Genomic DNA, 23,962 nt, shown 5'->3' with positions numbered 1-23,962 from the left:
ATGCGTCATGAAATAATTGAAAAAAACATAGGCCTAATGATTACATTAATCTTAGTAGCCATTAGTTTTGGAGCCATGGTGGAAATCATTCCATTGTTTTTCCAACAAAAAACCACTACTCCAGTTGCTAACTTGAAACCTTTAGCCGCTCTTGAGCTTGAAGGACGAGATATTTATATTCGTGAAGGCTGTGTTGGCTGTCACTCTCAAATGATACGCCCTTTCCGCTCTGAAACGGAACGTTATGGCCCATATAGTGTTGCAGGTGAAAGTGTTTATGAACATCCATTTCTTTGGGGATCAAAACGTACAGGGCCTGATCTGGCTCGTGTAGGTCAACGTTATAGTGATGAATGGCATCGAGCTCATTTGTATAACCCTCGTGATGTTGTTCCTGAATCTAACATGCCTGCGTTCTCTTGGTTATTTGAAGCCAAGCTAGATGGTAATGACACAGCAAACAAGATGATTGCTTTACGTAAAGTCGGTGTACCTTACACTGATGAAGCAATTACAACGGCTAAAGATGACGTTCGTGGCAAGCGTGAAATTGACGCTTTGGTTGCGTACCTTCAACAACTTGGTACTGTTATTAAGCGATAAGGGTAAAGCATGGATATTACAACACTTCGCAGCATTGCAACTGTCCTAGCTTTGTTTGCAATTATTGCAATCATTGTTTGGACACTGGGTAAGAGTAAAAAAGGCCTCGAAGAAGCGGCAAACTTACCTTTTGCTGACGACGATGATATACCAAGCAAGAAACCTGTGGAGAAGAACACTCATGAATGAACTTAGTAGTTTTTGGAGCGCGTGGGTAACTATTCTCACTCTGGGCTCAATATTTGGTAGCTATTGGCTACTTGCTAGCGTTAGAAAAGGTCAAAAGAATACAACTGACACTAACGTAACAACAGGTCACTCGTATGATGGCATTGAAGAATATGACAACCCTCTACCGAAGTGGTGGTACTGGAAATATGTCCTTTTAGTCCTTTTTGCATTAGGCTACTTAGCACTTTATCCAGGTCTAGGTAACTTCAAAGGTTTATTAGGTTGGACTCAAATTAATGAGTACGAACGAGATGTAGCAAAAGCTGAAGCTAAATTTGGACCTATGTTTGCTCAATTTGCTAACACACCGATTGAAGAATTGGCTCAAGACGATCAAGCGATGCGTATTGGTCAACGTCTTTTCTCCAACAATTGTGCTTTATGTCACGGTTCAGCGGCGACTGGTGGTTACGGTTTCCCAAACTTGACAGACAACGATTGGCTATATGGTGGCGAAGCTGAAAACATCAAAACTACTATAATGCACGGCCGAGTGGCAGCAATGCCTGCATGGGGTGTTACTTTAGGTGAAAAAGGTGTTTACCAAGTTTCTCAATATGTACTTAGCTTGAGTGATCGCTCGAAAGATGCTACTGCTGTTACCTCTGGTAAAGCGATATTCGATACGAACTGCGCCGTATGTCATGGCCAAGAAGCAAAAGGCAACCCTTTATTTGGAGCACCTAATCTAACTGATAATATTTGGTTATACGGTGGCTCTGAAGATCGCATCATGCAAACGGTTCGTAATGGCCGTAATGGTAAAATGCCTGCATGGAACGAAATTCTTGGCGAAGATAAGGTCCACATTGTTTCATCTTATGTTTATAGTCTATCTAATCAATAAGCAATAAACCTCAAGGGTGTGGCATCATGTCACACCCTTTTTTCTCTTCTTTCTTGTATTATTCCCCATATTGTTTCTCTTAAGTTTCCATCTAAGGATATTATGATGAGTAATCAAATCCCTCTTAAAAATATTGAACCAGAGACTGTTGAATACGATCTCTATCAAAAACGCAAGAAAATATATACACGTCGGATTAGTGGCTTTTTTCAAAGCATTCGAACAAAAATGTTGTGGGTATTAATGCTTGGGTACTTTCTAACACCTTGGATTAATTTCCATGATAGACAGGGTGTATTTTTTGATTTACCAAGTCGTCAGTTTCACATCTTTGGCGTAACCTTCTGGCCACAAGATTTTGTATTACTCGCTGGCCTTTTAATCATTTCTGCTTTTGCTCTGTTCCTACTAACCACCTTATTTGGCCGTGTCTGGTGTGGTTACACTTGTCCACAAACCGTCTGGACAATGATTTTCATGTGGATTGAGGAGAAAACCGAAGGTTCTCGTAATCAGCGCATCAAGCTTGATAAAGAACCTATGAGCAAATCCAAGTTCTATAAAAAATTCTCCAAGCACTCGCTTTGGATACTGTTTTCTTGGCTCACCGGACTGACCTTTGTTGGCTACTTCACCCCCGTACGAGAATTAGCCATCGAATTCTTCACTTTTGATGCCAACCTATGGGCTTATTTCTGGATTGCTTTTTTCACCGGAGCAACCTATTTATTTGCTGGTTGGATGAGAGAGCAAGTATGTACCTTTATGTGCCCCTACTCACGCTTTCAATCTGTTATGTTTGACAACAACACGCTTGTTATCTCATATGATGCAGCCCGCGGGGAAGGCCGTGGAGCACGTAAGAAAGGTGTCAATCCAAAAGACGTCGGTCTTGGAGATTGTATCGATTGCAACCAGTGCGTACACGTATGCCCCGCAGGAATCGATATACGAGATGGATTACAATATGAATGTATTGGTTGCGCTTTATGCGTCGATGCTTGTGATGATGTCATGGACAAAATGGGCTACGCTCGTGGATTGGTTAGCTATACAACAGAAAATCGTTTAGAAGGCAAAAAAACCACAATAATGCGACCAAAAGCAATTGGTTATGGGATTGCTGTTCTCGTTATGATTATTGCCTTTAGTTTTTTTGTTGGTGATAGGGAACCTCTAGGACTAGATGTTTTAAAAGATAGAAACCGTCTATATAATCAAACCCCTAGTGGCATGATAGAGAACATATATACGGTCAAAATTATTAATATGGACCAAAGCAAGCACACTTTTATATTAAGTGTAGAAGGCTTAGATCAGCTTAATATGATTGGCCGTAAGAAGTTTGTGGTGAATTCAGGTGAAGTACGCGCCATCCCTTTATCTATTCAAGTTCCACCACATGTAATACAAGAGCAAAAAAATACGATTTCATTTACGGTGAAATCCATTGACCCAAGCTACGAGGCCAGCAAAACGACCGAAAGTCGATTTATTGGCCCTGTAACAAAATAATGTGTATATGGCTATTCAAATACTCCTTGAATAGCCATTCTTTATAGGAGATTAGAGTGAAAATCACCCCTTGGTATAAGCAGTTTTGGCCTTGGTTTGTTATCAGCATCCCTCTCAGTTCCATGATTGTTGCTGTCTTCCAGATTTATTTTGCTCTAAATTCCCCACGAGACCTAGTAAAGGACAACTATTACAAAGAAGGACTTGGCATAAACCAAGAACTTGGTCGCAAACAACTTGCCGCAGATCTTGATATTAAAGCAAAGCTTAGAATCGACAATCTCACTGGTGAAATTTTACTGATTACTGAAAACACCAAAGAAGAACAGCTTTACCTTCAGTTCTTCCATGTTGCAACGGCGTCAAAAGACTTCCGAGTCACGCTACAAAAAATCTCCGAAAACGAATACCGAGGCACTCTCGATAAAACCCTATCTGGCAACTGGAATATGTCCGTCGAATCTGACTCTGGCTGGCAAATTACGGGGCGACTAGATTTAACCATATCGGATAGCCTTGACTTTAACTTATGAACTCAAAAGATTGCTTTCATTGTGGCGACCCTGTCCCAAGAAATCTATGCATCACCTCTACAGTTGATAACGAAGAAGTTTCCTTCTGCTGCTATGGTTGCCAAGCCATAGCAGACTTCATAAGAGGAGAAGATTTATCTCAATACTATCGACACCGATCACGTAGTGCCGATAACCCGAGCAATGCCAACACAGAAGAATACGCCAATGCATTTACATTATTAAAAGATGAGGATGTTTACCCTCTCTATGTACACATAGACAATCAAGAACATCATATACAGCTATCCGTTGATGGCATGACATGCTCTGCTTGCGCTTGGCTAATAGAAAAACACATTTCCTCCCTAGATGGCGTTGTGTCAATGCACATTAACTTGAGCAATTCACTTGCCACACTCATCTGGGACCCATCTAAAATTGATATTAATGACATTAATCACTCAGCTAACAGCATAGGTTATTATCTTAAGCCGTACCGCTCCGATGGCGAAGATACGAACAGAATAGAAAAAAGAAAATCCTCCATCATTAAACTGGGCATTGCAGGCGTCGGCATGATGCAAGTAATGATGAGTGCTATTGCGCTTTATGCGGGTGACATTCAAGGCATGGAAGACAGCTACAAACAACTACTCAGGTGGGCCAGTTTTTGTTTCTCAACCCCCGTCGTTTTATTCTCCGCCTCTCCATTCTTTAACGCCGCCTTAAGAGATCTTAAAACCCGCCATTTCACCATGGACTTGCCCGTTTCTATCGGTATTGGTTTAGCTTACATTAGTAGTGTGTATGCGCTATTTATCGATCATGGTCATGTGTATTTTGATTCGGTTACCATGTTTACTTTTTTCCTCTTATTAGGCCGCTTCTTAGAAGAAGGAGCACGCCATAAGTCGCTAAAAAATAATACCAAGAATGATGAGTTAAGTTCGGTAATTTTATGCAAAAACGACCAACCTTTACTTTACCCAAAATCCAAACTAACTCTTAATGATATTATTCAAGTTGCACCAGGAGAAAGCTTACCAACTGATGGCGTGATTGTTGATGGCCATACTAATATTGATGAATCTAGCTTAACTGGCGAATACTTACCGGTTGCAAAATCTATAGGGGATGTTGTCACGGCATCTACCACTAATATCGATCAGACAATTAAAATTAAAGTAACAGCAATCGGCACTCAAACAAGAGCAGCGGCCATTGAACGTCTAACTCAAAGAGCACTATCCGAGAAACCTAAAATAGCGGTAATAGCCGATAAAATAGCCCACTACTTTGTTATTTGCGTGCTATTAGTTGCCGTTCTAGCCTATGGAACTTGGTACTTTATTGATCAAGAACAAGCTTATTGGATTATGGTCAGTGTGCTCGTTGTTACTTGTCCATGTGCTCTCTCACTTGCAACCCCTGTCGCCTTAACTACAGCAACTAATAAACTTAAGGAATACGGCCTAGTCATTACGCGCGGCCATGTTATTGAGTCCTTAGCCAAATGCCAGCATATTGCGTTTGATAAAACAGGTACACTCACTTATGGGAAGTTTGATATTGTTTCCATTTCGAATATAGATAGCGAACGCATTGTTGATATTTGTTCAGCATTGGAGCAAGGCTCCATACACCCTATCGCAAAAGCATTTCAATCAACTAATCACATTAAGGCCAATAAGCTTGTTAATCATACAGGCCTTGGCGTTGAAGGAGAGATCGATGGTGCCCAATATCGTCTTGGCAACCAGAAATTCATCCAGCATTGGTGTCAAGATTGGCATGACCAATCGATTGAGCCCAATGCCTTAACATTATTTCTCGCTACTGAATCAGCCATTATAAGCCGTATTGTCCTACAGGACAGACTACGTAGCGAAACGCAATCGACTGTCCAAAACTTACGTAATGCAGGCTTTACTGTAAGTCTACTGACAGGCGATACAAAAGCGTCCGCCCTATCTGTTCTTTGCGAGGAAGACTTCGATGCTTTCATTACTGACCAGACCCCGGAAGATAAGTGGCAATGGTTATCTAAAAAAGCAGATTTAAAACGCACGATTATGGTGGGAGATGGTTTAAATGACGTACCAAGTTTAGCTGGTGCAAGCACTTCTATCGCAATGGGGCAAAGCTCAGATCTCGCAAAAACTCATGCCGATGCACTATTACTATCAAATGATATATCAACAATTTATCAGGCTATCTTACTGGCAAAAAAATGTCAGCGAATTATTAAACAAAATCTATTCTGGGCTGCCAGTTACAACGGGATCATGTTACCAGCCGCATTACTCGGTTTAATTCCGCCTTGGAGTGCCGCCATTGGAATGGCCGCAAGCTCTCTATTAGTTGTATTAAACGCAACTAGATTATCAAAATAATTATATTTAACTAGGACTTAAAATGGAAAGTTTGTATTTATTAGTTCCCATTGCTGGCTTATTTGTTGCCATAGGTTTAGGTATTTTTGTCTGGGCAGTAAAAAAAGACCAATTTGACGACCTTGATAGGGAAGGAGAACGTATTTTATTTGATGATGAAGAGGACGAAAAATAATGCAACAGGTGGACTTTAGTTTTTTAGCTGCATTCCTTATTGGACTTGCTGGTGCAGGGCACTGCTTTGGTATGTGTGGAGGTATCGCGGGCACCCTATCTATGGGGACTCAATCAAAATCTTTTTTTGCAAAACTCAATATTCAATTCTTGTATAATGTTGGCCGTATCGCTTCCTATGCTTTTTTTGCCTTCATACTGACTTATTTTTTCTCTCTTTCTTTTGAACTCTACTCAGCACTTAGCGGCCCAATACGTACTTTCGCAGGCATCATTTTAATACTGACAGGCCTCTACCTAATTGGCTTGAATAAGTGGATTTTACGAATAGAAGCTATTGGTAAATTTATTTGGAAATTTGTCAGCCCTGCCGCCAAATCAATTCTGCCGGTCAATACTCCTGCTAAAGCACTGGCTGCTGGCTTCCTGTGGGGCTGGTTACCTTGCGGTTTAGCCTACTCAAGTTTACTTTGGGTATCGTCAACAGGCGAACCGATGAAAGCGCTGTGGTTAATGGTTGGATTTGGTTTAGGTACTATGCCAGCCATGCTATTAACAGGAATTTTCGCCCTACAATTTAAATCTATCTGGGTTAAATTTAAATTAGATATTCTTTCTGGTATTTTCTTAGTAATTTTCGGTATTTGGACCATCCCAGCAGGCCATCATGCGGGCATGAATCACGGACAAATGAACCATTCAACCATGGATCATGCAGAAATGGATCACTCAACCATGAATCATGCCGAAATGGATCACTCAACCATGGATCATGCCGAAATGGATCACTCAACCATGGATCATGCCGAAATGGATCACTCAATCATGAATCATACAGAAATGGGTCACTCAACCATGGATCATGCAGAAATGGATAACTCAACCATGAATCATGCCGAAATGGATCACTCAACCATGAATCATGCAGAAATGGGTCACTCAACCATGGATCATGCAGAAATCGATCATTCAACGAAGAGTAATTAATCATCAAATAGGCTTCCAATCATGGATGATTAGATACCTAACATTGCCTTGTCTATTATCCTTGATATAGGTCAGGTAAAACTTACCTCTCAACCGTTAAACTACTATTAAAATTTTTAATAGGAAAACGACATGCTTTGGAACACAGAGTTAATTGAAAAATATAACTTATCTGGGCCTCGATATACGTCTTACCCTACTGCACCACAATTTAGTACTGAAATCAGTAAAATAGCGTTAATTGAAAAAATGCTTACTCCTTCGTCAAAGCCGCTAAGCCTATATTTTCACATTCCTTTTTGTGCCCACCTTTGTTACTACTGCGCCTGCAATAAAATTGTCACTAAACAATATGACAAAGGCCGTGAATACATTGAATTATTAGAAGAAGAACTTAGGCTCAGGTCATTAATGATTCAAAACGATAGACCCGTCACACAATTACATTTTGGCGGCGGCACACCTACCTTCCTATCCTGCGAATCGATTAAAACGCTATTTAACACTATTCATCAATATTTCAATTTATTAGACGACGACTCTGGCGATTACAGTATAGAGGTAGATCCAAGAGAAATTAATTTAGAGAAGTTAACTTGCTTACGAAAGCTAGGCTTTAACCGATTGAGTTTAGGGATTCAAGACTTTGATGAAAGAGTACAAAAAGCAATCCATAGATCGCAATCCGTTAATCTTGTATCAGAACTTTTAGAACAAGCTAGAGATTTGGGTTTTCGCTCTATCAATTTCGATCTCATATATGGATTACCATTTCAGTCAGTTGAATCATTTGAAAGGACATTAGATATCGTCATTGAGATGAGCCCCGATCGCTTATCTATTTTTAACTATGCGCATTTACCAGAAAGGTTCCCATCTCAAAAACGTATCTTAGACACCTCTTTACCCAATGCATCTACAAAGCTTGCCATGCTAAAAAGAATTTCTGAAAGATTATCAGAAGCAGGCTATATTCACATCGGTATGGATCATTTTGCCAAGAAAAGCGACTCACTCACTATTGCTCAAAAAAACAAGGAATTGAAGCGCAATTTTCAAGGGTATACAACCCATGATGAAACAGATCTGATTGCTTTTGGCACTTCCGCTATTAGTAATTTCAATAATACCTATACTCAGAATCATGTAAATTTAGAAATGTATCAAAAAGCCATTGAGAATGGCCAACTACCGATAGTTAAAGGATACATTTCAACAGAAGAGGATCTCGTCAGACAGTTCGTAATCATGTCATTGATTTGTCATTTTGAGCTAAACCTAGAAGAACTAAAACTCAAATTTAACGTCTCTTTTGATAGTTACTTTGCTAAAGAAATAGTAGAGTTACATAAATTAGAGAAAGATAATATTGTTAAATTGGACCACAATAAACTTCAAGTCACAGATACAGGAAGGTTACTAATTCGCTGTGTTTGCATGATTTTCGATCAATACTTGAATAATGGTATTCGTTATTCAAAAGTAATTTAATAGAACAACTCGTTCAGGGAGTTTTTTATGTCATCGTTACAATCCACTCGCTTTAATAGCAAGCTGACCTCTCAATGTCAAAGCTGTAGCCTTAGCGCTTTATGCTTACCTATTTCATTAGCAGATGAAGACGTTAATCGCCTTGATCAAATAATAGAAAGGAAAAAGCCGCTTAAAAAAGGCGAAGTTCTATTCCATCAAGGAGAAGAGTTTAGTTCAGTCTATGCCGTAAGAACAGGGACCCTCAAAACCTTTAACATTACGAATAGTGGAGAAGAGCAAATTACAGGCTTTTACTGCCCTAGCGAGCTCGTGGGCTTGAGTGGTATTGACAGCAACACTTACCCTGTATCCGCAAAAGCACTGGAAACCACCAGCGTCTGCGAAATACCCTTCTCACACCTTGAATCGCTTTCTAGTCAAATACCTTCTCTAAAACATCAAATTTTTAAAGTAATGAGCCGTAAGATCTGTGACGATCAACAAATGATGGTATTACTAGGCAAAAAGAATGCCGATGAAAAGGTTGCCTCTTTACTTATGAATCTAAGCAGCCGCTTCAAACGCAGAGGCTATTCTGCCACTTCATTTAGATTGGCTATGTCTCGCGGAGAAATCGGAAATTATTTGGGCTTGGCCGTGGAGACCGTTAGCCGAGTGATGACTCGCTTCCAAAAAAGCGGTTTGATTCATGTAGATGGCAAAGAGATTGCAATTGTCAACTTGCCTGAGATGCAAAAATTGGTCGGGATTACAGAAGAGTGTGCTAAAATTGAGGTTGTTTAACACAACCTAAGGCGATAAATTGTATGCTTTATGATGATTTTTATATTAAATCACTAATTACCACCATTGAAGATTGGCCTAAAGAAGGCATTAGTTTTAGAGATATTACACCTATTTTTAGTGACCCTAAGGGTATGAGAATGGTAGTCGATGCGTATGTGCATAGATACATTGCCTCTGACATCACTCACATTGCTTGTATTGATGCCCGTGGCTTCTTGATTGCCGCCGTTCTTGCTTACGAATTACAAAAACCACTTATTTTAATTCGTAAGAAAGGCAAGTTACCAGGAAAAACTATTTCTCAACGCTATGCACTTGAATATGGAGAGGCAGAACTAGAGATTCAAGAGGGAGCAGTAGCCGAAGGTGATAACATACTATTGTTTGATGATTTAATTGCTACAGGTGGCACCTTGTTTGCAGCTATATCCTTACTCACATCTCAAGGCGCAAGCATCAAAGAAGTGGCCGCTATTATCGACTTACCAGATTTACAAGGCAGTCAAAAGATTCGTGATGCCGAGATTCCTGTTTTCAGTTTATGCGCTTTTGATGGCGAATAAATAAAAATCGAGAGCAATAAAAAGGTGCCTCTATTGGGCACCTTTTTTATTTTTCACTGGTCTACATTAAAAATCTAGTGAGACTCCTAATCCAAAACTATCATTCATTTTATGGCTAGAGCTAAACTTACTGTAGTCAACACTAGTGAGTCCATAACGAAGAAACACTTTTGCATTTTTCAATGTGCGGTATTCACCACGAACCTCTGCTTGATACAACTTATCTATATTATCAAAAGACAGAATTTGAGGCGCATAATAAAAGGAGGCGTATAAACTAAAGCGATTGGCTTTTGGTAAGGTATAACGATAAAAACCACCAAGACCAATCGCAATACCTGAATCGTTACCGCTTAAATCCGCGTCAACGGCTAATAATCTAGCGCCTAAACCTATTTGAACTGGATAGTCTTTGCTATTGTCCTTGTCTTCAATGTGAGCACCGATATAACCATAGCTCCCGTCTTTGGTATCATGCATGCCACCTATATCAAGGAAATAGCTATCTTTACTCACACTAATGTCTGCTTTAATAGATTGATCAGACAGGCTGCCTTCAAATGTTGCTGCCGATGCACTCATAGACAAAAAGAATCCGGTAGCAATTGATAATGACCATTTTTTAAATATCATAAATAAGTCCTATAGAGAAATAATGTTAAGACGATCAAATTCGTCTTCTTTTTTTCTAATTCCGTAAAGCTAAACAAAGAAGTATCAGCTAAATGAGATGGCACAACGTTTTGAATACTAGTGAATAATGTATCTGTTCTACCAGGGTACTCAAGATCCCATTTTTGCAACATATCTTTGATAACCTGTCTCTGTAGGTTTTCTTGAGATCCACACAAATTACAAGGAATAATTGGGTATTCCTTCATTTTAGAGAATTTTTCAATATCTTTTTCTTTGCAGTATGCAAGAGGACGAATAACCATATGCTTACCGTCATCACTTAATAGCTTAGGCGGCATTGCCTTGAGCTTCCCTCCAAAGAACATATTCAGAAATAATGTCTCTAAAATGTCATCTCTATGGTGCCCCAAAGCAATTTTGGTTGCACCTATTTGATCAGCAAATCCGTAGAGCGATCCACGTCTTAATCTAGAACATAAACCACATGTCGTCTTACCTTCAGGGACTAATTCCTTGACGATGCTATAAGTGTCGCGCTCCAAAATATGAAAATCAACACCTTCGGCTTCTAAATAGTTTGGCAAAATATGCTCAGGAAAACCTGGCTGTTTTTGATCTAGATTGACAGCAACAAGACTAAAATTGATTGGTGCACTTGCTTGAAGATTACGAAGAATTTCAAGCATAGTGTAAGAATCTTTACCACCAGATAAACACACCATTATTTTATCGCCCTCTTCAATCATATTGAAGTCAGCAATCGCTTGACCAGTTAACCTTCTGAGTTTCTTCTGAAGCTTATTAAATTCGATCTTTTCTTTAGGTTTCGTTGAAAGTTCCATCACAAACACGCAATAATTTAGACGATAGGCATTCTACAGCATGCCCCATTTACTCGCATTAAAAAATACGGCCTGCTGTGAAAAAGAAATGTAAATAGATTGATTAAGCTGATGCTTTGGTGTCAGAAATAGAATCTAAGACTACAATAGCCGCCATTACGCCTAACAGAGCAGGAACCATCATCGGAGCAACATCAATAACAACGGCCGTTACTGCACCAAGACCGAATCCCATAAATAATTTAAGTAAGTTCTTCATCCCAGATCTCCTCAGGAAAGATTAAAAAAGCGGACGAATAATATCCTCAAACTTGATCCAGATCAAAAGATTAAAGAAAATGATTAGTGATATTCAATATTTTTAAGGGGTTCACGACACTTTTTGCAAAGGTAGACAGTACCTTTCAAAATTTTATTGTGCCTTCTAATAGTCAATTGATGTTCTTGACAAGCACAACGATAATCAAACAATTGATCAGGCTTGGGTGTGGCAAAATTATGCGTTCTAGATGGAATTCGAGAAAGCGCTCTTATCATGACAAGCTTCCACTCTATTCCATGAGGTCTTATTCTTGGTCCATATAAGGTAAATGCAATCAAATGCGCCAACTCATGGGGCACAACTTCTTCAAGAAAGGCATCAGGATTTTGTTGGAACATAAAATAGTTAAGTCTAATTTCATTTTTACTGAGATGAGCCGTCCCAGCGGCTCGCCCTTTTTGTTTAAAGTTGATTATCGGAAGCTCAAATTCCCGACCAAAATAATTTTCAGCTAACGTATGATAGGTTTTCAGTACCGCTCTTGCCCTTAGCAAGTCCATATCATTACTCAAGCCAATAGCCTGCCTATTTGCTCTTGTCATGAGATTGACACCGTTTTCCCATTCAAGATATCAAACAAACCTTGCGCATCATTCTCATTAAGGTGACTAATAGGTATACCTGTTAAGCGACTCATTGACGCTAACGTTTTTGGGGCATCTTCAGAAATCGTCCTAAGCTGCTTCAGACTAAAAATAGAAGTATGACTATTGGCATAATACCATTTCATAATTTCAATCCAATACGCCGCTTCAGGCTCAATGGTTGCATCTTTCATGGAGGGTAAATGAAAGTCCTTACTGATGATAATCTGTATTTCACCTCTTAAGACGGGCTTAGCCTTTTGAGTTAATACAAATTCAGTCCCAAACTCCCCCGACACTTTTAGACAGTCTTCGGCAAACAGCTTTCTAATAAGTGACTTCCAACCAATATCAGATAATTCTTTTCCTTTGCCGAATAAACTTAATTCCATACCTTGAATGTCTTTAACTTTGCGCGTTATTTTTCCATGAAGAATATGAATAAGCGTAGAAACCGCTACTCGTCCCTTTGTGTGGTAAATTAGTGAAAGTATTTTTTGCGCAGCAACCGTTGCATTTTGCTCTGAAGAAACATGTTTACAACGATCACAATTTCCACAATTTTCTATAGACTCATTGAATTTTAGTAATAATGCCTTACGCCGACACCCTCTGCTCTCCAAAAAATTAAAAAGCTGTGTTGATTTAACATTATCGACGGGGTTTCTCTGAAATGCAGCATCTTTTTCAAACTGAGCCAGCTTGATAAAATCCTGTAGACCGTAAAAGAGAACCGCCTTCGCGGGTAAACCATCACGACCAGCACGGCCAATTTCCTGATAGTAAGATTCGATACTGGTCGGCAAATCCATATGCACGACGAAACGTATATTGGTCTTATCAATCCCCATACCAAACGCCGTTGTGGCCACCATAATCGCGCTTTGATCAGCAAAAAAAGAATTCGCACTGTTCTCCTTCTCACGAGCCGATAACGCAGAATGATAAAAGTAGCTAGTTAACCCTAAGTCCTTAAGATTTCTAGACAAGACTTCAACATTTTTTCTTGAACGACAATAAATAATACCTGATTCGCCCGCAACCTCATGCACCAAGAAATACAAAAGCTGCTTAAAAGATTGCTTTTTCTGGGAAATCATCATTTCAATGTTTTTTCGATTAAAACTCTCCGCTAAAACTTCAGGAGAGTGCAAAGACAAGGATTTAATGATTTCAGTCTGTGTTTCAATATCCGCCGTTCCGGTCATCGCAATAACAGGAACATTAGGAAAGTGCTCTTTTATGATATTGAGTTGACTGTATTCTGGGCGAAAGCCGTCCCCCCATTGTGTAATACAGTGCGCCTCATCAATAGCACATACCGACACTTCCAGGTAAGACAAAAACCCAATTACGGACGGTTGAATGAGCTTTTCAGGAGATAAATACAGCAAATCGACTTGATTATTTCGTAGCGCCCAGATTAAGTCATCCTGTTCTCCAGGGTTTAGCGAAGAGTTTAAAAATTCGGCTTTGACGCCAATCGACTTTAAGTACTCTACCTGCTGATTCATGAGCGCAAGTAAAGGGCTGACAACTATACCAACACCGTTCTTCAATAAAGCAGACATTTGATAAACTAATGATTTACCACCACCTGTTGGAGAGATCAGTAATACATCCTTATCGGCAAGAATGAAATCTATCGCTTCTTTTTGTAAAGGCTTAAAGTTTTTAAAGCCAAATTTTAATAACAATGCTTGAGTATTATCCATAGATTGAATTATCCATAATTCAGACTAAAACGACATCGATTTTCACTGTGTAATTAGATAAACTGCAAGTTCATTTATTGAGGAAGACAAATAATGATACATCAAACACTTGATGATTTAGAATTGGAGACATTAGAGCTGTTTTTAGACTCAGATGCTGTCCACGAAGAATGCCATAATTTCATAACTGCACATGGTTTTCTGACTGCATTAGCTATTTGCCCATCTATTACACCTGACAGCACATGGATTCCGATTGTGTTTGAAGAAAAACCCTCTTTTTCTTCAGAGAAAGAAGAGGAAACAATCACAAGTTATTTAACTCGTCTTAAAAAAGACATTGCAAAAGAGTTAGAGTCTGAAGATGATTTCTTAGTGCCATGTGAACTTTCCATGTCAGAATCCGAAGATGAACTAAGTGAACTACAGGAATGGGCCAGTGGTTTTATGGAAGGCGTCTTCTTAACTGAAAGCAATTGGTTTGCATCCGACAAAGAAGAACAAATTGCTGAATTGTTATTACCTATGATGGTTGCATCAGATTTATTTGATGATGAAGAAATTATTGAAATTCGAAAATCTGACAAACTAACCCAATCTTGTATTAATCAGATTCCAGAAGTCGTTACCGATTTGTTCTTACTTCTTAGGACAGAGCCAGAAAAGAAAACGCATTCAAGAAAGCCAAATAGATCAAAACACAGCAAGAAAAAATAGCAAAAAAGAAAAGCCCGGTACCAAGTTAATATCGGGCTTTTACCTTTATAGATAAAGCGCTGTCATTTATTATATGCCTTAGTCACTACACACTACCGTTCTCATGCGATCCTGAATGACGGTCGCTAATTTGTCAGGTTGAAACTTAGAAAGGAAGTCATCACAACCCACTTTCTGCACCATGGCTTTATTGAAACTGCCACTCAATGATGTATGCAAAACAATATGTAAGCCTTTGAGGCGCGAATCCTCTCGAATTTCTTTCGTTAACCGGTAACCGTCCATTTCAGGCATTTCCGCATCCGTGATCAACATAAGTAATTTATCTGGAACATTCTCCCCTTGATCTGCCCATTTCTTTAGTAGCTCAAGTCCTTTCTTACCATCAGTCGCGGTGTGCACCTTAATACCTAAAAAGTCTAATGTTGCTTGGCATTGAGCGAGGGCAACAGAAGAATCATCAACCACTAAAACCTCTAGACCTGTCGCCATAGACAATAGATCTTTATCAACAATATGATCGCTAATTGCCGTATTGTAAGGTGAAATTTCAGCTAAGACTTTTTCTACATCTATAATTTCAACAATTCTCTCATTTATCTTAGTAATCGCTGTTAAATAATTTTGTCTTCCAACGCCATCGGGGGGTGGCAAAATTTCGTTCCAATTCATATTTATAATACGATCAACTTCACCAACCATGAAGCCTTGAACAGAATTATTGTACTCCGTCACAATCAGATTACAGGACTGGTCTTTCGATAAAGGTCTCATACCAATAGATTGAGATAAATCTATGACAGGTATAGTTTTACCCCTAAAATGCGTAACACCACCCACTGAGTCATGTCTATGGGGCATTAAATTCAGTTTTGGTAACTGGACAACTTCTTGAACTTTAAAAACGTTAATTGCGAACATTTGCAGACCATTAAGTCTAAACATAAGCAATTCGAGCCTGTTTTCGCCCACCAACTGCGTTCTTTGGTCCACGGCATCTAACATACCAGCCATAATTTACTCCAAACTAAATTTCCCAGCGTTATAGATGTATTATAAACTGGATATTGTAATTGGTAACGATTAACTGTCATTTATTTCAATTTTTTACTAGAGACTCTAATGAAACAAGAAACGGTTCTATTCGCTAGACAAGCCATACTAGACTCTCAATATAAAATATACGCATTTCAATTACTACTTGCGCATAAGTCTTTACATCAAAAAAGCGAAGTTAGTGCAATTTTAACATCACTATTTCTTGACCTTCCAATTGACAGTGTCACCGAACATAAACCTATATTTATTGATATCGACATCCAAAACATTCAGTCTGTACCTGCGTTACCTATCAATAATATTATTATTTGCTTTCATGCTACACGATATGAAATTCAAGAAGCGGCCCCTTTTTTACAAAACTTACTTTTAGGGGGGTATCAATTTGGTTTAATCAATCCTGATGTAGAAGCACTAACAGAAGAAGAGCTCGCCTTCTTTCGTTATATAAAGCTGAGTGCTGAATCTTATGGGATGACTAATTTAGTCGAATACGCGAATTCACAAAAGCTGAATAAGCTGCACTTTATTATTACTGATTTATGCATTAAGCAACAATTAGACAAAATAACCAAACTAACCAAAATCAATTTATTCTCAGGGGACTTACTTAATATACGAGAAGATGTCAAAGGAAACAAAGTCCCGGTTTATAAAACACTGGTCTCCAAAGTTCTGATGTTAATTGACTCACCTTTAGTAAATTTGGGCGACATTGCGGCTACAATAGAAACAGACAGCACTGTTTCTTATAAAATAATTAAGTTAACCAAATCCGCGATGTACTATCGAAATTTTAACATCACCAATGTGCAAAGAGCATTAGAGGTAATTGGTTTAAGAGACCTTGCTAAATGGTTTGGCATGGCCCTTCTTACCTCTGTTGATGGCAAGCCAGATTGTTTGTATAGAATGGCTATTTCTCGTGCATTCTTCACCCAATCCTTGGCAACATTACTTTGCCCAAAGACAGAAGGCGCTTTTATTACGGGGTTATTTTCTTACCTCCCTGTGTTTTTTAATGAAAATATGGAAAACTTATTAAAAGACTTGCCCTTAACCGCTGAAATGAATGAAGCATTAATGCATCATAATGGGCTATTAGGAAAGATTTTAAATGTGGTCTGTTTATATGAATCAGGACAATGGCATAACATTTCATTCTCAGGCTTTGATAATAAAAAACTAAACAAAGAAAAATTAAAAGACATGTATATTGATAGCCTTAACAAAACACGAGAGCTAAAATTTTAATGATTGATATCGGCGTGAATTTAAACAGCATAATCAAGTTAGAAAATATTAATGACTTTTCATTAGAGTTACAAACCGCAAATATCTCTAGTGTTGTCGCCATCAGCTCCAATCTGACAGAAGCAAATGAATTAGTGTCAATATCAAAACAATACCCACACTCTCCTATCCATTACACTATCGGCTGTCACCCACACCATGCCAGTGAATGGGATCGAGACTCAAAACAAGCCACACTTAACCTCATTAATAATTCATCTCCTATTGCAATAGGAGAAACCGGTTTAGATTTTAATAGAAATTACTCAACAATCGAAGAGCAAATTTTTGCTTTCAACGAGCAAATTCTGATCGCTCAAGAAAAAGACTTGCCTCTCTATTTACATGAAAGAGAAGCGGAAGATGTATTAATCAATACCCTCTCAAACCATATCCCTACAAAGGGAGTCATTCACTGTTTTACTGGCAACACGAGAACGCTAACACGCTATTTAGATTTAAACCTCTACATTGGAGTAACAGGTTGGTTATGCGATGAACGCCGAGGACAAGATTTACAAGAAGCCGTCAAGTACATCCCTAATGACAGGCTATTAATTGAAACCGACTCACCCTACTTAATTCCAAGAACAATTCGGCCTCGTCCCAAGAAAAACCATCCAAAATATCTGCCCTATATCATCGCTGCACTTGCATCAATTAGAGGTCAGTCTGAAGAAGAAATAAAGGCGATAACAACAGCAAACGCACAAAAATTATTCACTATTAAATAATCGAAATCGATTAAAATTAACGTAAATATCGACGGCGTTTATTTAAAGTTACACCCACTACAGCATCAACATCTTTAGAGGTAAAAGGCCAATACAATTGAGTACCAGCCATTTCTAGCACTGGAATCTTAGTTCCATACAACTCAAAAAGAGAAGTATCATTAGCAATATCAACATAATCGATGTCTACCTCTTTAGCCATCGATTTTAAAATTTCTTGCTTTGCTTCATCACACAAATGACATCCTAGCGTGCCGTACAACGTTAACCGGTTATTCATATATTGCCTCTGGTCGACTTGAAGTTAGGATTGACATTGGAAGTTGAGATAATGGCGTAATTGGGCAGACAATACTGAAAACCTGTTGTCGCTCCTCAGTCGATACCCCTAACATAATCAAAACCAAATCAATCAAAGAATCGATTTGATTTACTCCTCTTTTAGCATGCGAAAATAAACCAGCCTCAATAAAATGTACCGCCTGGTCCACATCAGATACATCCATTCTCTTCTGTTTAATACCTTCTAAAATCAAGCACGTAAGAATGTCTTTAATACCATTATCTAACCGATCAGAATAAGCACTACCACTGTAAAGATAGTAAGACCAAGTCGATTCGCTATTCGATAGTAATGTAAAGTACTTAATTAAGATGGTCAGTTTTTCAGAAGAATAAGCATATGTTTTTAATAAAAAAATCAGGTCTCCCTTTAACACATTGGTAAGTTCAGCTTTCAAGTCCATTAAAGCTTCATGTCGACAATCAAAATAGTTATAGAAGGTGCCCACGCTTACCTCCCCCGCTTCTGCAATCATTTGTACGCTAACGTCATCCCACGGATGTGTTAATAGTAATTTTTGAAGTGCTGTTCTGAGTGTGTCTAAGGTATGTAAACGCTTGTTTCCCACTTTATCCCTCTAATACATTCTTACTTGCATCATAAGTACGATACCATTCAATGAAGTCACTTTCACGCATCGGCTTAGCAAAATAGTACCCTTGACACAAAGTGCATCCATATAATTTCAGCTGCTTCGCCAACGCCAAACTTTCAACACCTTCAGCAACCACCAACATATCCAAACTGTTACCCAAATCAATGGCGGCTCTGACTAGACCAGCGCCTTGCTTGGTATGAAAATCTTTTACTAAAAAGCCTTTATCAATTTTCAATTCAGCAAATGGCAGCTCTCTTAAATACACTAAAGATGAATATCCAGTACCAAAATCATCTAGCGCAATATTAACGCCTAAATCTAGCAACTTATTAAATATTTTTTTGCTTGTTTCCAAATCTCCTAAAAAAACCGTTTCCGTGAGTTCAAATGTTATATTTTTAGGCTCAACATCGTATTCGATTAAATAGTGTGAAACGTATTTCATCAAGTTTCTATCCAGAAAGTTTCTAGCGGATAAATTAATGGATAACTGTATTTCTTCTTTGAATAGCTCAACGTGATTTTTGTAAAATTGAAAAGCATTTTTAATGACAAATTTTGTTAGGTCATTGATTAACGAACTTTGTTCAATAATTGGAATAAAGATATCAGGCGACATTATGCCCTCTTCATCATCAGACCACCTCAATAAAGCCTCAACACCATAAAGGACACCATTAGTCGTGTTGATTTGAGGCTGATATGCCAAATTCAAACCATCATTTTCTAAAGCTTTTTTAAATTTTGAAAGTAAAATATTTGTATATTCGGGATCATGACCTAAAGTATGTTGGTATTCTAATAATGCAATTTTTCGGTGGCACGATTCTTTTGATGCTACTTGCGCTTTTCTAACAGCGGATGATATATGCTCAGAACCGGCTAATTCACTGACACCCAAAGTAATTTCTACATCTAAATGGACATCCTGATAGCTAAACGGCTTACTCACTTTTTTGTGTAAATGTAAAAGGTTTTCAGCGACCTCTTCACCTTCTTGTGCGACATAAACTAAGCAAACATCTAATGAGTCTAAAACAACCACCTTATCATTATTCCAGTCGTAATCTACGATGGAAAATTGCTTGTTATGCATGACTTCTTTTTTTATACGTTCATGTAAGTTTGATACTAAAATATCAGCAACTTCTTGCCCATAAGCTAGGACGACAGAATAATATCCCTCAAAATGAACAATCACTACATTAACACTTCTATTGGTTGGTATATATTCTTTAATCACAGTCCAGTTTTGCAACAAAACCTGTTTCTTAGGCAACAATGAAATGCTATCATGCGTCGCTTTGAATAGCATATGCCGCTCAATAATCTGTCTTTGCTCAAGCTCTCGAACACTGTTTCTAGCTTCTTTAATTCCATTTTTTCTTGATTTTTCATAGTTATCTACAATGGTGGCAACCAGAAAAACAACCTGCATAGAATAAGCTAACACCACATACATAGCCGTATTATTTAATATTGGAAGGATTCCAGTTGAATCCAATATTACTGACGCTAAGCCAACACCATAAGACAACCAAGCAAGCACAAAATACAACTCTTTTTGACGATCCCCTGTTTTCTTCAAATAATAATAAACAGATAAAAACCAGCATAAAAAAGTCACAAGTACAATAAAGAAAATACCAAACACACTAACTAATGAATATAGTCCTGGCGCGAAAGAGAAACACAGTGCCGATAGCGAAATGAGTTTTAAATAGTATAAAAAATTACTTTGCCAGACGTTTACTATACGTAAATACTTTTCAACAAATAGCAATTGGCTATAGGCCAAAACAAAACAGATTATATTAGTAGTATATTTATTAAACTCTGGATGAGACGGCCATACCCATTGAAAAAGCATACCTTTAAAATTCAGCCCATTAATTAATAATATGAAAAAATAGAGGGAAAAATAGATAAAGTTATCATTTTTTGTTATACCCAAGACAATCAAACAACCTATGATTGCAAAGATCATAAATCCAACATAGGTTCCAATTAGAATAGAATCTTTTTTAATTTTTTCAGAAACTTGATTCAATGTGTATAAATTAAACGGAAGCTTAAGTATTCCTTCTGAATAAACTTTTACATACAATTCAGAATCAGTATTTTTATTCGACAATGGGAAAGTAAAGGTATTGTTTTTTATAAAGCGTGTTGAAAACGGTAACGTATCACCGGTAATAACTTGGTTAACCAACATATTATTACTAACTTCATAGAATTCAACAACATCTATAAGAGAGTATTCTAAATTTATAAACTCTATATTCTTCGGGAAATTTTTTATTTTTATCCAATAAAAAAATTAGAATACCCAAAATTCAAATTAGAAATATCAGAACCAAGTGTTTCCCACTCTAAAGAGCGACTTTTTGGTAATAGGGTCTCAATAGTCTCTTTGTTTGCTTTATCCACATATAGAAAAGCATCAATACTATTGATAGTCGTTGAGGTAGGGGTTGCTAAAGAAGGCATCTCTAACAAAAAAATAGAGACAACAAGGGCAAATATAAAAGAAATAATTTTAAAGTCTGTTACTTTCACGCGACAATGTCCTTACTAAAGGCAAGTGTACTTATAACGAAGAACCAGTCTTAGCGCAACGTTTGTTTTAAAAACAACTCCCTATCTAGCCTTTTAAAACAAAGCTATAATCAATATTATATTAATCCCAGCTGCTTAGATAATAAGTTATCTACACTTGTATGAAAGTGAGTTAAAATGCTGTCTGCAATCGGGGTAATTTGTTTTTCAATATAATGGTCATAATCAATATCTACTAGGTCCTGACCCGCCTGATAAGGTACGACTCCCGAACGTCGATAAAAATATTCTATCCGTTTTTTTGCCTCATGAAATTCACGCCCTAAGCCTTGCTCAATATTATATTGTTCTTTCATTTTAGCCGCTCTCACATGCGGAGGAATGACTTTTTGATAAGAATCGATAGGACGGCTAAGACGTTTAGAATAAATGAGCTCCTGATCAAACTCTCCTGTTTCAAGACGACTAATAGTGTCTCGAATAAACTCTATCGGGTCCTTATCCGTGAACACCTGTTGAAACAAGGCTTTTTGGAATCGTCTTGCTAATGGTGTCCAATCACTTCGGGCGGCTTCTAGACCTTTAAAAATAAGCGCACCATTAGACATACCTGCGTAGCGTTTTTTACTACCCTCTTCTTGCCCTCGAATGGTTGGCATAAAAAACCGTTCATAACAGGTTTCAAATTCTAGCTCTAAATATGATCGAGTTTGATGCTCAGTGCGACAATAATCCATCCATTTATCATTAATCAAGGTGCATAACTTTTTACCTTGCTGATTAATCTCATGGGGAGCAAACTTATCATCTAAAACAACAAACACGGAATCAGTGTCACCATAAATAACCTTTCCGCCAAATGCTTCTATCCACTGCTTCGTTTGCTCTAGAATTTGATGGCCTCTCATGGTAATAGAGCTAGCCAATTCCGCATGATAAAAGCGGCATACATTAGACCCTAAAACACCATAGAAGGAGTTCATAATGATTTTAATCGCGTAACTTAAGATACTATTGTCTTGAGCTTTTGCTAATTCACGGGCTTGTGCAAGCTCATCAATCAATATCGGTAAGATCGCATCTGCAACCGCGAATCTAGCCCCTAAGAAACCTTCCACCTTCGGTTCTTGTTGACTTATCCTGGCCAGCGGATCAATTTTAAAGGTTCGTATAATACTCGGATAAAGACTTTTAAAATCCAGCACTAAGACATTTTTATAAAAGCCAGGTATAGAACTCATTACAAAACCGCCAGGACTTGACTGAAATTCACCCTCACTCCAAGCAGGTCCAACAAAACCGCTTTGGTGCAGTCTTGGCAGGTAGAGATTTTCAAAAGACGCGACCGAGCCTCCTGTTTGCTCCAATGGTATGCCAGTCAAATCTGCACGTGTTTGTTGTAATTCAATTAATTTTAATTTTTGAAAAATCCGTAAGACCAAATCACAATCTTGTATATTGTAGTCAACAAATTTAGTTAAATCGTTAGCGTGCATTGCTTCAATTTCTTGCCAACGGCCACTTCCATGAAGCGTTTTTTGGTCTTGTAAAATTTCTTTGCTGACATTATTTAAACTGTAGGATTCAAAATGGTAACCACCCACTTTCAATAAAGAAATACCATCTAGCACCACCCGTCCAGGTATAGTAATGAAGTATTTCCCTTCTTTTTCCGATGAGCGCAGTGACCAAGATTCGCCATTCACACCAAACTGAGGTTTCAGCCCAAGTGCTTGGCATCGGCGGTCGATAAACGCCATATCAAACCCAATAACATTCCAACCAATGATAATATTAGGGTTATGCAGTCGGATAAAACGCATAAATGCGAGCAACAAGCTTTTTTCATCTTTGAAATAATAACAGCGTGGATCTTCATTAGGAGTCAGGCTCACAACAAACACAGCCGCTAGGTCCTTGGAAACAACGCCAATAGAGAGCAGGGTGTTATTCGTAACCGAGGTTTCAATATCAACAGACCAAACCTTCCAGTCTGGCTGATTAAAGGGAGAATCTATTTTAGCTGGTTTGAGAATAGCCTGGTTGTAATGAGTGCTTGTACTGTCACACTCACCAATAAAACATATTGCTCCGCGAATCCTCCTTTCCATTAAATACCGATCTTGAGGTTTGATATCCTCCTCATAAACCGGAAAGCCATTTTGTTTCAATCTCTGAATTAAATCATGTCTTTGTTTTAGACTAGAACAATATACTGTTAATACTGGCCGATGCTGAAAATCTAAATAGTCATGTTTTTCAAAATGAATGTTCAACATGACCAGTAACTTTTGAGCTTGTAAGTCCGTAAAAAAAACAACATGCTGCTTATTAGGGACCACATGCACTGTCTTACTGGCGGTTTTTACCCAGTAAGACATCTCAACCACACCTTTTATATCCTTAGCATGACGGCTAAGAATATAACCTTCGTCTGTTTTCAGCATAAACT

General features: G+C 38.2%; 25 protein-coding genes. 14 read left to right on the top strand and 11 right to left on the bottom strand.

Translation table 11 applies throughout. From position 1 onward, the window contains the following. The 11 genes from ccoO (at position 1) to O1D97_RS01280 (ending at position 10,108) form a co-directional block, all read left to right on the top strand. On the top strand, positions 1 to 603 hold the full coding sequence (gene ccoO, locus O1D97_RS01330; RefSeq protein WP_269122114.1) for a cytochrome-c oxidase, cbb3-type subunit II: 603 nt from the start codon (positions 1 to 3) through the stop codon (positions 601 to 603). A 9-nt stretch (positions 604 to 612) separates the two neighbouring features. Next, positions 613 to 792 (top strand): cbb3-type cytochrome oxidase subunit 3, encoded by a 180-nt coding sequence (locus O1D97_RS01325; RefSeq protein WP_269122113.1) that lies wholly within the window; start codon positions 613 to 615, stop codon positions 790 to 792. Further along, positions 785 to 1,681 (top strand): cytochrome-c oxidase, cbb3-type subunit III, encoded by an 897-nt coding sequence (ccoP, locus tag O1D97_RS01320; RefSeq protein ID WP_269122112.1) that lies wholly within the window; start codon positions 785 to 787, stop codon positions 1,679 to 1,681. Before O1D97_RS01325 ends, ccoP begins: the two co-directional genes overlap by 8 nt. A gap of 105 nt (positions 1,682 to 1,786) precedes the next feature. Beyond that, on the top strand, positions 1,787 to 3,196 hold the full coding sequence (gene ccoG / locus O1D97_RS01315) for a cytochrome c oxidase accessory protein CcoG (protein ID WP_269122111.1): 1,410 nt from the start codon (positions 1,787 to 1,789) through the stop codon (positions 3,194 to 3,196). 56 nt (positions 3,197 to 3,252) lie between these two features. Continuing rightward, positions 3,253 to 3,729 carry a FixH family protein gene (locus O1D97_RS01310; RefSeq protein ID WP_269122109.1) on the top strand — a complete coding sequence of 159 codons (477 nt, stop codon included), beginning with the start codon at positions 3,253 to 3,255 and terminating at the stop codon, positions 3,727 to 3,729. Beyond that, positions 3,726 to 6,104 (top strand): heavy metal translocating P-type ATPase, encoded by a 2,379-nt coding sequence (locus tag O1D97_RS01305; protein WP_269122108.1) that lies wholly within the window; start codon positions 3,726 to 3,728, stop codon positions 6,102 to 6,104. The genes O1D97_RS01310 and O1D97_RS01305 overlap by 4 nt, the downstream gene beginning before the upstream one ends. Positions 6,105 to 6,126: 22 nt before the next feature. Further along, the gene (gene ccoS / locus O1D97_RS01300; protein WP_269122106.1) at positions 6,127 to 6,279 is read left to right on the top strand and encodes a cbb3-type cytochrome oxidase assembly protein CcoS; all 153 of its coding nucleotides are present in this window, start codon (positions 6,127 to 6,129) and stop codon (positions 6,277 to 6,279) included. Next, a complete protein-coding gene (locus O1D97_RS01295; protein WP_269122105.1) occupies positions 6,279 to 7,265 on the top strand; it encodes an urease accessory protein UreH domain-containing protein in 987 nt (328 codons plus the stop codon). The genes ccoS and O1D97_RS01295 overlap by 1 nt, the downstream gene beginning before the upstream one ends. Positions 7,266 to 7,397: 132 nt before the next feature. Then, positions 7,398 to 8,756, top strand: coding sequence for an oxygen-independent coproporphyrinogen III oxidase (gene hemN / locus O1D97_RS01290; protein ID WP_269122104.1), 1,359 nt, complete (start codon positions 7,398 to 7,400; stop codon positions 8,754 to 8,756). A gap of 27 nt (positions 8,757 to 8,783) precedes the next feature. After that, positions 8,784 to 9,542 carry a fumarate/nitrate reduction transcriptional regulator Fnr gene (gene fnr / locus O1D97_RS01285; RefSeq protein WP_269122103.1) on the top strand — a complete coding sequence of 253 codons (759 nt, stop codon included), beginning with the start codon at positions 8,784 to 8,786 and terminating at the stop codon, positions 9,540 to 9,542. Between the two features lie 23 nt (positions 9,543 to 9,565). Then, positions 9,566 to 10,108 (top strand): adenine phosphoribosyltransferase, encoded by a 543-nt coding sequence (locus O1D97_RS01280; protein WP_269122101.1) that lies wholly within the window; start codon positions 9,566 to 9,568, stop codon positions 10,106 to 10,108. A 66-nt stretch (positions 10,109 to 10,174) separates the two neighbouring features. On the opposite strand, the gene O1D97_RS01275 is transcribed toward O1D97_RS01280, so the two are convergent. The 5 genes from O1D97_RS01275 to O1D97_RS01255 all read right to left on the bottom strand — a co-directional run bounded on the left by O1D97_RS01275 (position 10,175) and on the right by O1D97_RS01255 (position 14,207). Further along, positions 10,175 to 10,741, bottom strand: coding sequence for a YfaZ family outer membrane protein (locus O1D97_RS01275; protein ID WP_269122099.1), 567 nt, complete (start codon positions 10,739 to 10,741; stop codon positions 10,175 to 10,177). Beyond that, entirely contained in the window at positions 10,738 to 11,586 is an 849-nt protein-coding gene (gene ttcA / locus O1D97_RS01270; protein WP_269122419.1) for a tRNA 2-thiocytidine(32) synthetase TtcA, read from the bottom strand. Before ttcA ends, O1D97_RS01275 begins: the two co-directional genes overlap by 4 nt. A gap of 103 nt (positions 11,587 to 11,689) precedes the next feature. Further along, positions 11,690 to 11,845 (bottom strand): hypothetical protein, encoded by a 156-nt coding sequence (locus tag O1D97_RS01265; RefSeq protein WP_269122097.1) that lies wholly within the window; start codon positions 11,843 to 11,845, stop codon positions 11,690 to 11,692. An 83-nt stretch (positions 11,846 to 11,928) separates the two neighbouring features. Then, positions 11,929 to 12,450 carry a SprT family zinc-dependent metalloprotease gene (locus O1D97_RS01260; RefSeq protein WP_269122095.1) on the bottom strand — a complete coding sequence of 174 codons (522 nt, stop codon included), beginning with the start codon at positions 12,448 to 12,450 and terminating at the stop codon, positions 11,929 to 11,931. Beyond that, positions 12,447 to 14,207 carry a RecQ family ATP-dependent DNA helicase gene (locus tag O1D97_RS01255; protein WP_269122094.1) on the bottom strand — a complete coding sequence of 587 codons (1,761 nt, stop codon included), beginning with the start codon at positions 14,205 to 14,207 and terminating at the stop codon, positions 12,447 to 12,449. The genes O1D97_RS01260 and O1D97_RS01255 overlap by 4 nt, the downstream gene beginning before the upstream one ends. Positions 14,208 to 14,300: 93 nt before the next feature. On the opposite strand from O1D97_RS01255, the gene O1D97_RS01250 reads away from it, so the two are divergent. Beyond that, positions 14,301 to 14,924: a UPF0149 family protein gene (locus O1D97_RS01250; protein WP_269122092.1), complete on the top strand. Its 624-nt coding sequence runs from the start codon at positions 14,301 to 14,303 to the stop codon at positions 14,922 to 14,924. Positions 14,925 to 15,002: 78 nt separating this feature from the next. Here the strand turns inward: O1D97_RS01250 and O1D97_RS01245 are convergent, their stop codons facing one another. Beyond that, entirely contained in the window at positions 15,003 to 15,938 is a 936-nt protein-coding gene (locus O1D97_RS01245; protein WP_269122090.1) for a chemotaxis protein CheV, read from the bottom strand. Between the two features lie 108 nt (positions 15,939 to 16,046). Here O1D97_RS01245 and O1D97_RS01240 point away from each other — a divergent pair, with 108 nt between their 5' ends. Then, the gene (locus O1D97_RS01240) at positions 16,047 to 17,237 is read left to right on the top strand and encodes an EAL and HDOD domain-containing protein (protein WP_269122088.1); all 1,191 of its coding nucleotides are present in this window, start codon (positions 16,047 to 16,049) and stop codon (positions 17,235 to 17,237) included. Next, a complete protein-coding gene (locus O1D97_RS01235; protein ID WP_269122087.1) occupies positions 17,237 to 18,010 on the top strand; it encodes a TatD family hydrolase in 774 nt (257 codons plus the stop codon). Before O1D97_RS01240 ends, O1D97_RS01235 begins: the two co-directional genes overlap by 1 nt. A 16-nt stretch (positions 18,011 to 18,026) precedes the next feature. Here the strand turns inward: O1D97_RS01235 and O1D97_RS01230 are convergent, their stop codons facing one another. The 5 genes from O1D97_RS01230 to O1D97_RS01210 all read right to left on the bottom strand — a co-directional run bounded on the left by O1D97_RS01230 (position 18,027) and on the right by O1D97_RS01210 (position 23,957). Further along, positions 18,027 to 18,290 (bottom strand): glutaredoxin family protein, encoded by a 264-nt coding sequence (locus O1D97_RS01230; RefSeq protein WP_269122086.1) that lies wholly within the window; start codon positions 18,288 to 18,290, stop codon positions 18,027 to 18,029. Next, positions 18,283 to 18,921, bottom strand: a complete 639-nt coding sequence (locus tag O1D97_RS01225) for a TetR/AcrR family transcriptional regulator (RefSeq protein WP_269122084.1) — start codon at positions 18,919 to 18,921, stop codon at positions 18,283 to 18,285. The genes O1D97_RS01230 and O1D97_RS01225 overlap by 8 nt, the downstream gene beginning before the upstream one ends. A 1-nt stretch (position 18,922) precedes the next feature. Further along, a complete protein-coding gene (locus tag O1D97_RS01220) occupies positions 18,923 to 21,223 on the bottom strand; it encodes an EAL domain-containing protein (RefSeq protein ID WP_428981079.1) in 2,301 nt (766 codons plus the stop codon). Between the two features lie 32 nt (positions 21,224 to 21,255). Further along, complete coding sequence (locus tag O1D97_RS01215) at positions 21,256 to 21,510, bottom strand: hypothetical protein (RefSeq protein WP_269122083.1); 255 nt, start codon at positions 21,508 to 21,510, stop codon at positions 21,256 to 21,258. A 116-nt stretch (positions 21,511 to 21,626) separates the two neighbouring features. Continuing rightward, the gene (locus O1D97_RS01210) at positions 21,627 to 23,957 is read right to left on the bottom strand and encodes a DNA polymerase II (protein ID WP_269122081.1); all 2,331 of its coding nucleotides are present in this window, start codon (positions 23,955 to 23,957) and stop codon (positions 21,627 to 21,629) included. Positions 23,958 to 23,962: the final 5 nt, after the last annotated feature.

It is taken from the genome of Marinomonas phaeophyticola (genome assembly GCF_026966905.1).
Classification (GTDB): domain Bacteria; phylum Pseudomonadota; class Gammaproteobacteria; order Pseudomonadales; family Marinomonadaceae; genus Marinomonas; species Marinomonas phaeophyticola.
Note: the sequence above shows the minus strand (reverse complement) of the source record. Positions and strands in the feature narration are given on the sequence as shown.

Coding starts and splice junctions, on each gene's coding strand:
- O1D97_RS01235 (WP_269122087.1), top strand. CDS start 17,237: ATGATTGATATCGGCGTGAATTTAAACAGCATAATCAAGTTAGAAAAT.
- O1D97_RS01245 (WP_269122090.1), bottom strand. CDS start 15,938: ATGGCTGGTATGTTAGATGCCGTGGACCAAAGAACGCAGTTGGTGGGC.
- ccoG (WP_269122111.1), top strand. CDS start 1,787: ATGAGTAATCAAATCCCTCTTAAAAATATTGAACCAGAGACTGTTGAA.
- O1D97_RS01280 (WP_269122101.1), top strand. CDS start 9,566: ATGCTTTATGATGATTTTTATATTAAATCACTAATTACCACCATTGAA.
- O1D97_RS01230 (WP_269122086.1), bottom strand. CDS start 18,290: ATGAATAACCGGTTAACGTTGTACGGCACGCTAGGATGTCATTTGTGT.
- fnr (WP_269122103.1), top strand. CDS start 8,784: ATGTCATCGTTACAATCCACTCGCTTTAATAGCAAGCTGACCTCTCAA.
- ccoP (WP_269122112.1), top strand. CDS start 785: ATGAATGAACTTAGTAGTTTTTGGAGCGCGTGGGTAACTATTCTCACT.
- O1D97_RS01260 (WP_269122095.1), bottom strand. CDS start 12,450: ATGACAAGAGCAAATAGGCAGGCTATTGGCTTGAGTAATGATATGGAC.
- O1D97_RS01255 (WP_269122094.1), bottom strand. CDS start 14,207: ATGGATAATACTCAAGCATTGTTATTAAAATTTGGCTTTAAAAACTTT.
- O1D97_RS01275 (WP_269122099.1), bottom strand. CDS start 10,741: ATGATATTTAAAAAATGGTCATTATCAATTGCTACCGGATTCTTTTTG.
- ccoS (WP_269122106.1), top strand. CDS start 6,127: ATGGAAAGTTTGTATTTATTAGTTCCCATTGCTGGCTTATTTGTTGCC.
- O1D97_RS01210 (WP_269122081.1), bottom strand. CDS start 23,957: ATGCTGAAAACAGACGAAGGTTATATTCTTAGCCGTCATGCTAAGGAT.
- hemN (WP_269122104.1), top strand. CDS start 7,398: ATGCTTTGGAACACAGAGTTAATTGAAAAATATAACTTATCTGGGCCT.
- ccoO (WP_269122114.1), top strand. CDS start 1: ATGCGTCATGAAATAATTGAAAAAAACATAGGCCTAATGATTACATTA.
- O1D97_RS01250 (WP_269122092.1), top strand. CDS start 14,301: ATGATACATCAAACACTTGATGATTTAGAATTGGAGACATTAGAGCTG.
- O1D97_RS01305 (WP_269122108.1), top strand. CDS start 3,726: ATGAACTCAAAAGATTGCTTTCATTGTGGCGACCCTGTCCCAAGAAAT.
- O1D97_RS01265 (WP_269122097.1), bottom strand. CDS start 11,845: ATGAAGAACTTACTTAAATTATTTATGGGATTCGGTCTTGGTGCAGTA.
- ttcA (WP_269122419.1), bottom strand. CDS start 11,586: ATGGAACTTTCAACGAAACCTAAAGAAAAGATCGAATTTAATAAGCTT.
- O1D97_RS01325 (WP_269122113.1), top strand. CDS start 613: ATGGATATTACAACACTTCGCAGCATTGCAACTGTCCTAGCTTTGTTT.
- O1D97_RS01240 (WP_269122088.1), top strand. CDS start 16,047: ATGAAACAAGAAACGGTTCTATTCGCTAGACAAGCCATACTAGACTCT.
- O1D97_RS01295 (WP_269122105.1), top strand. CDS start 6,279: ATGCAACAGGTGGACTTTAGTTTTTTAGCTGCATTCCTTATTGGACTT.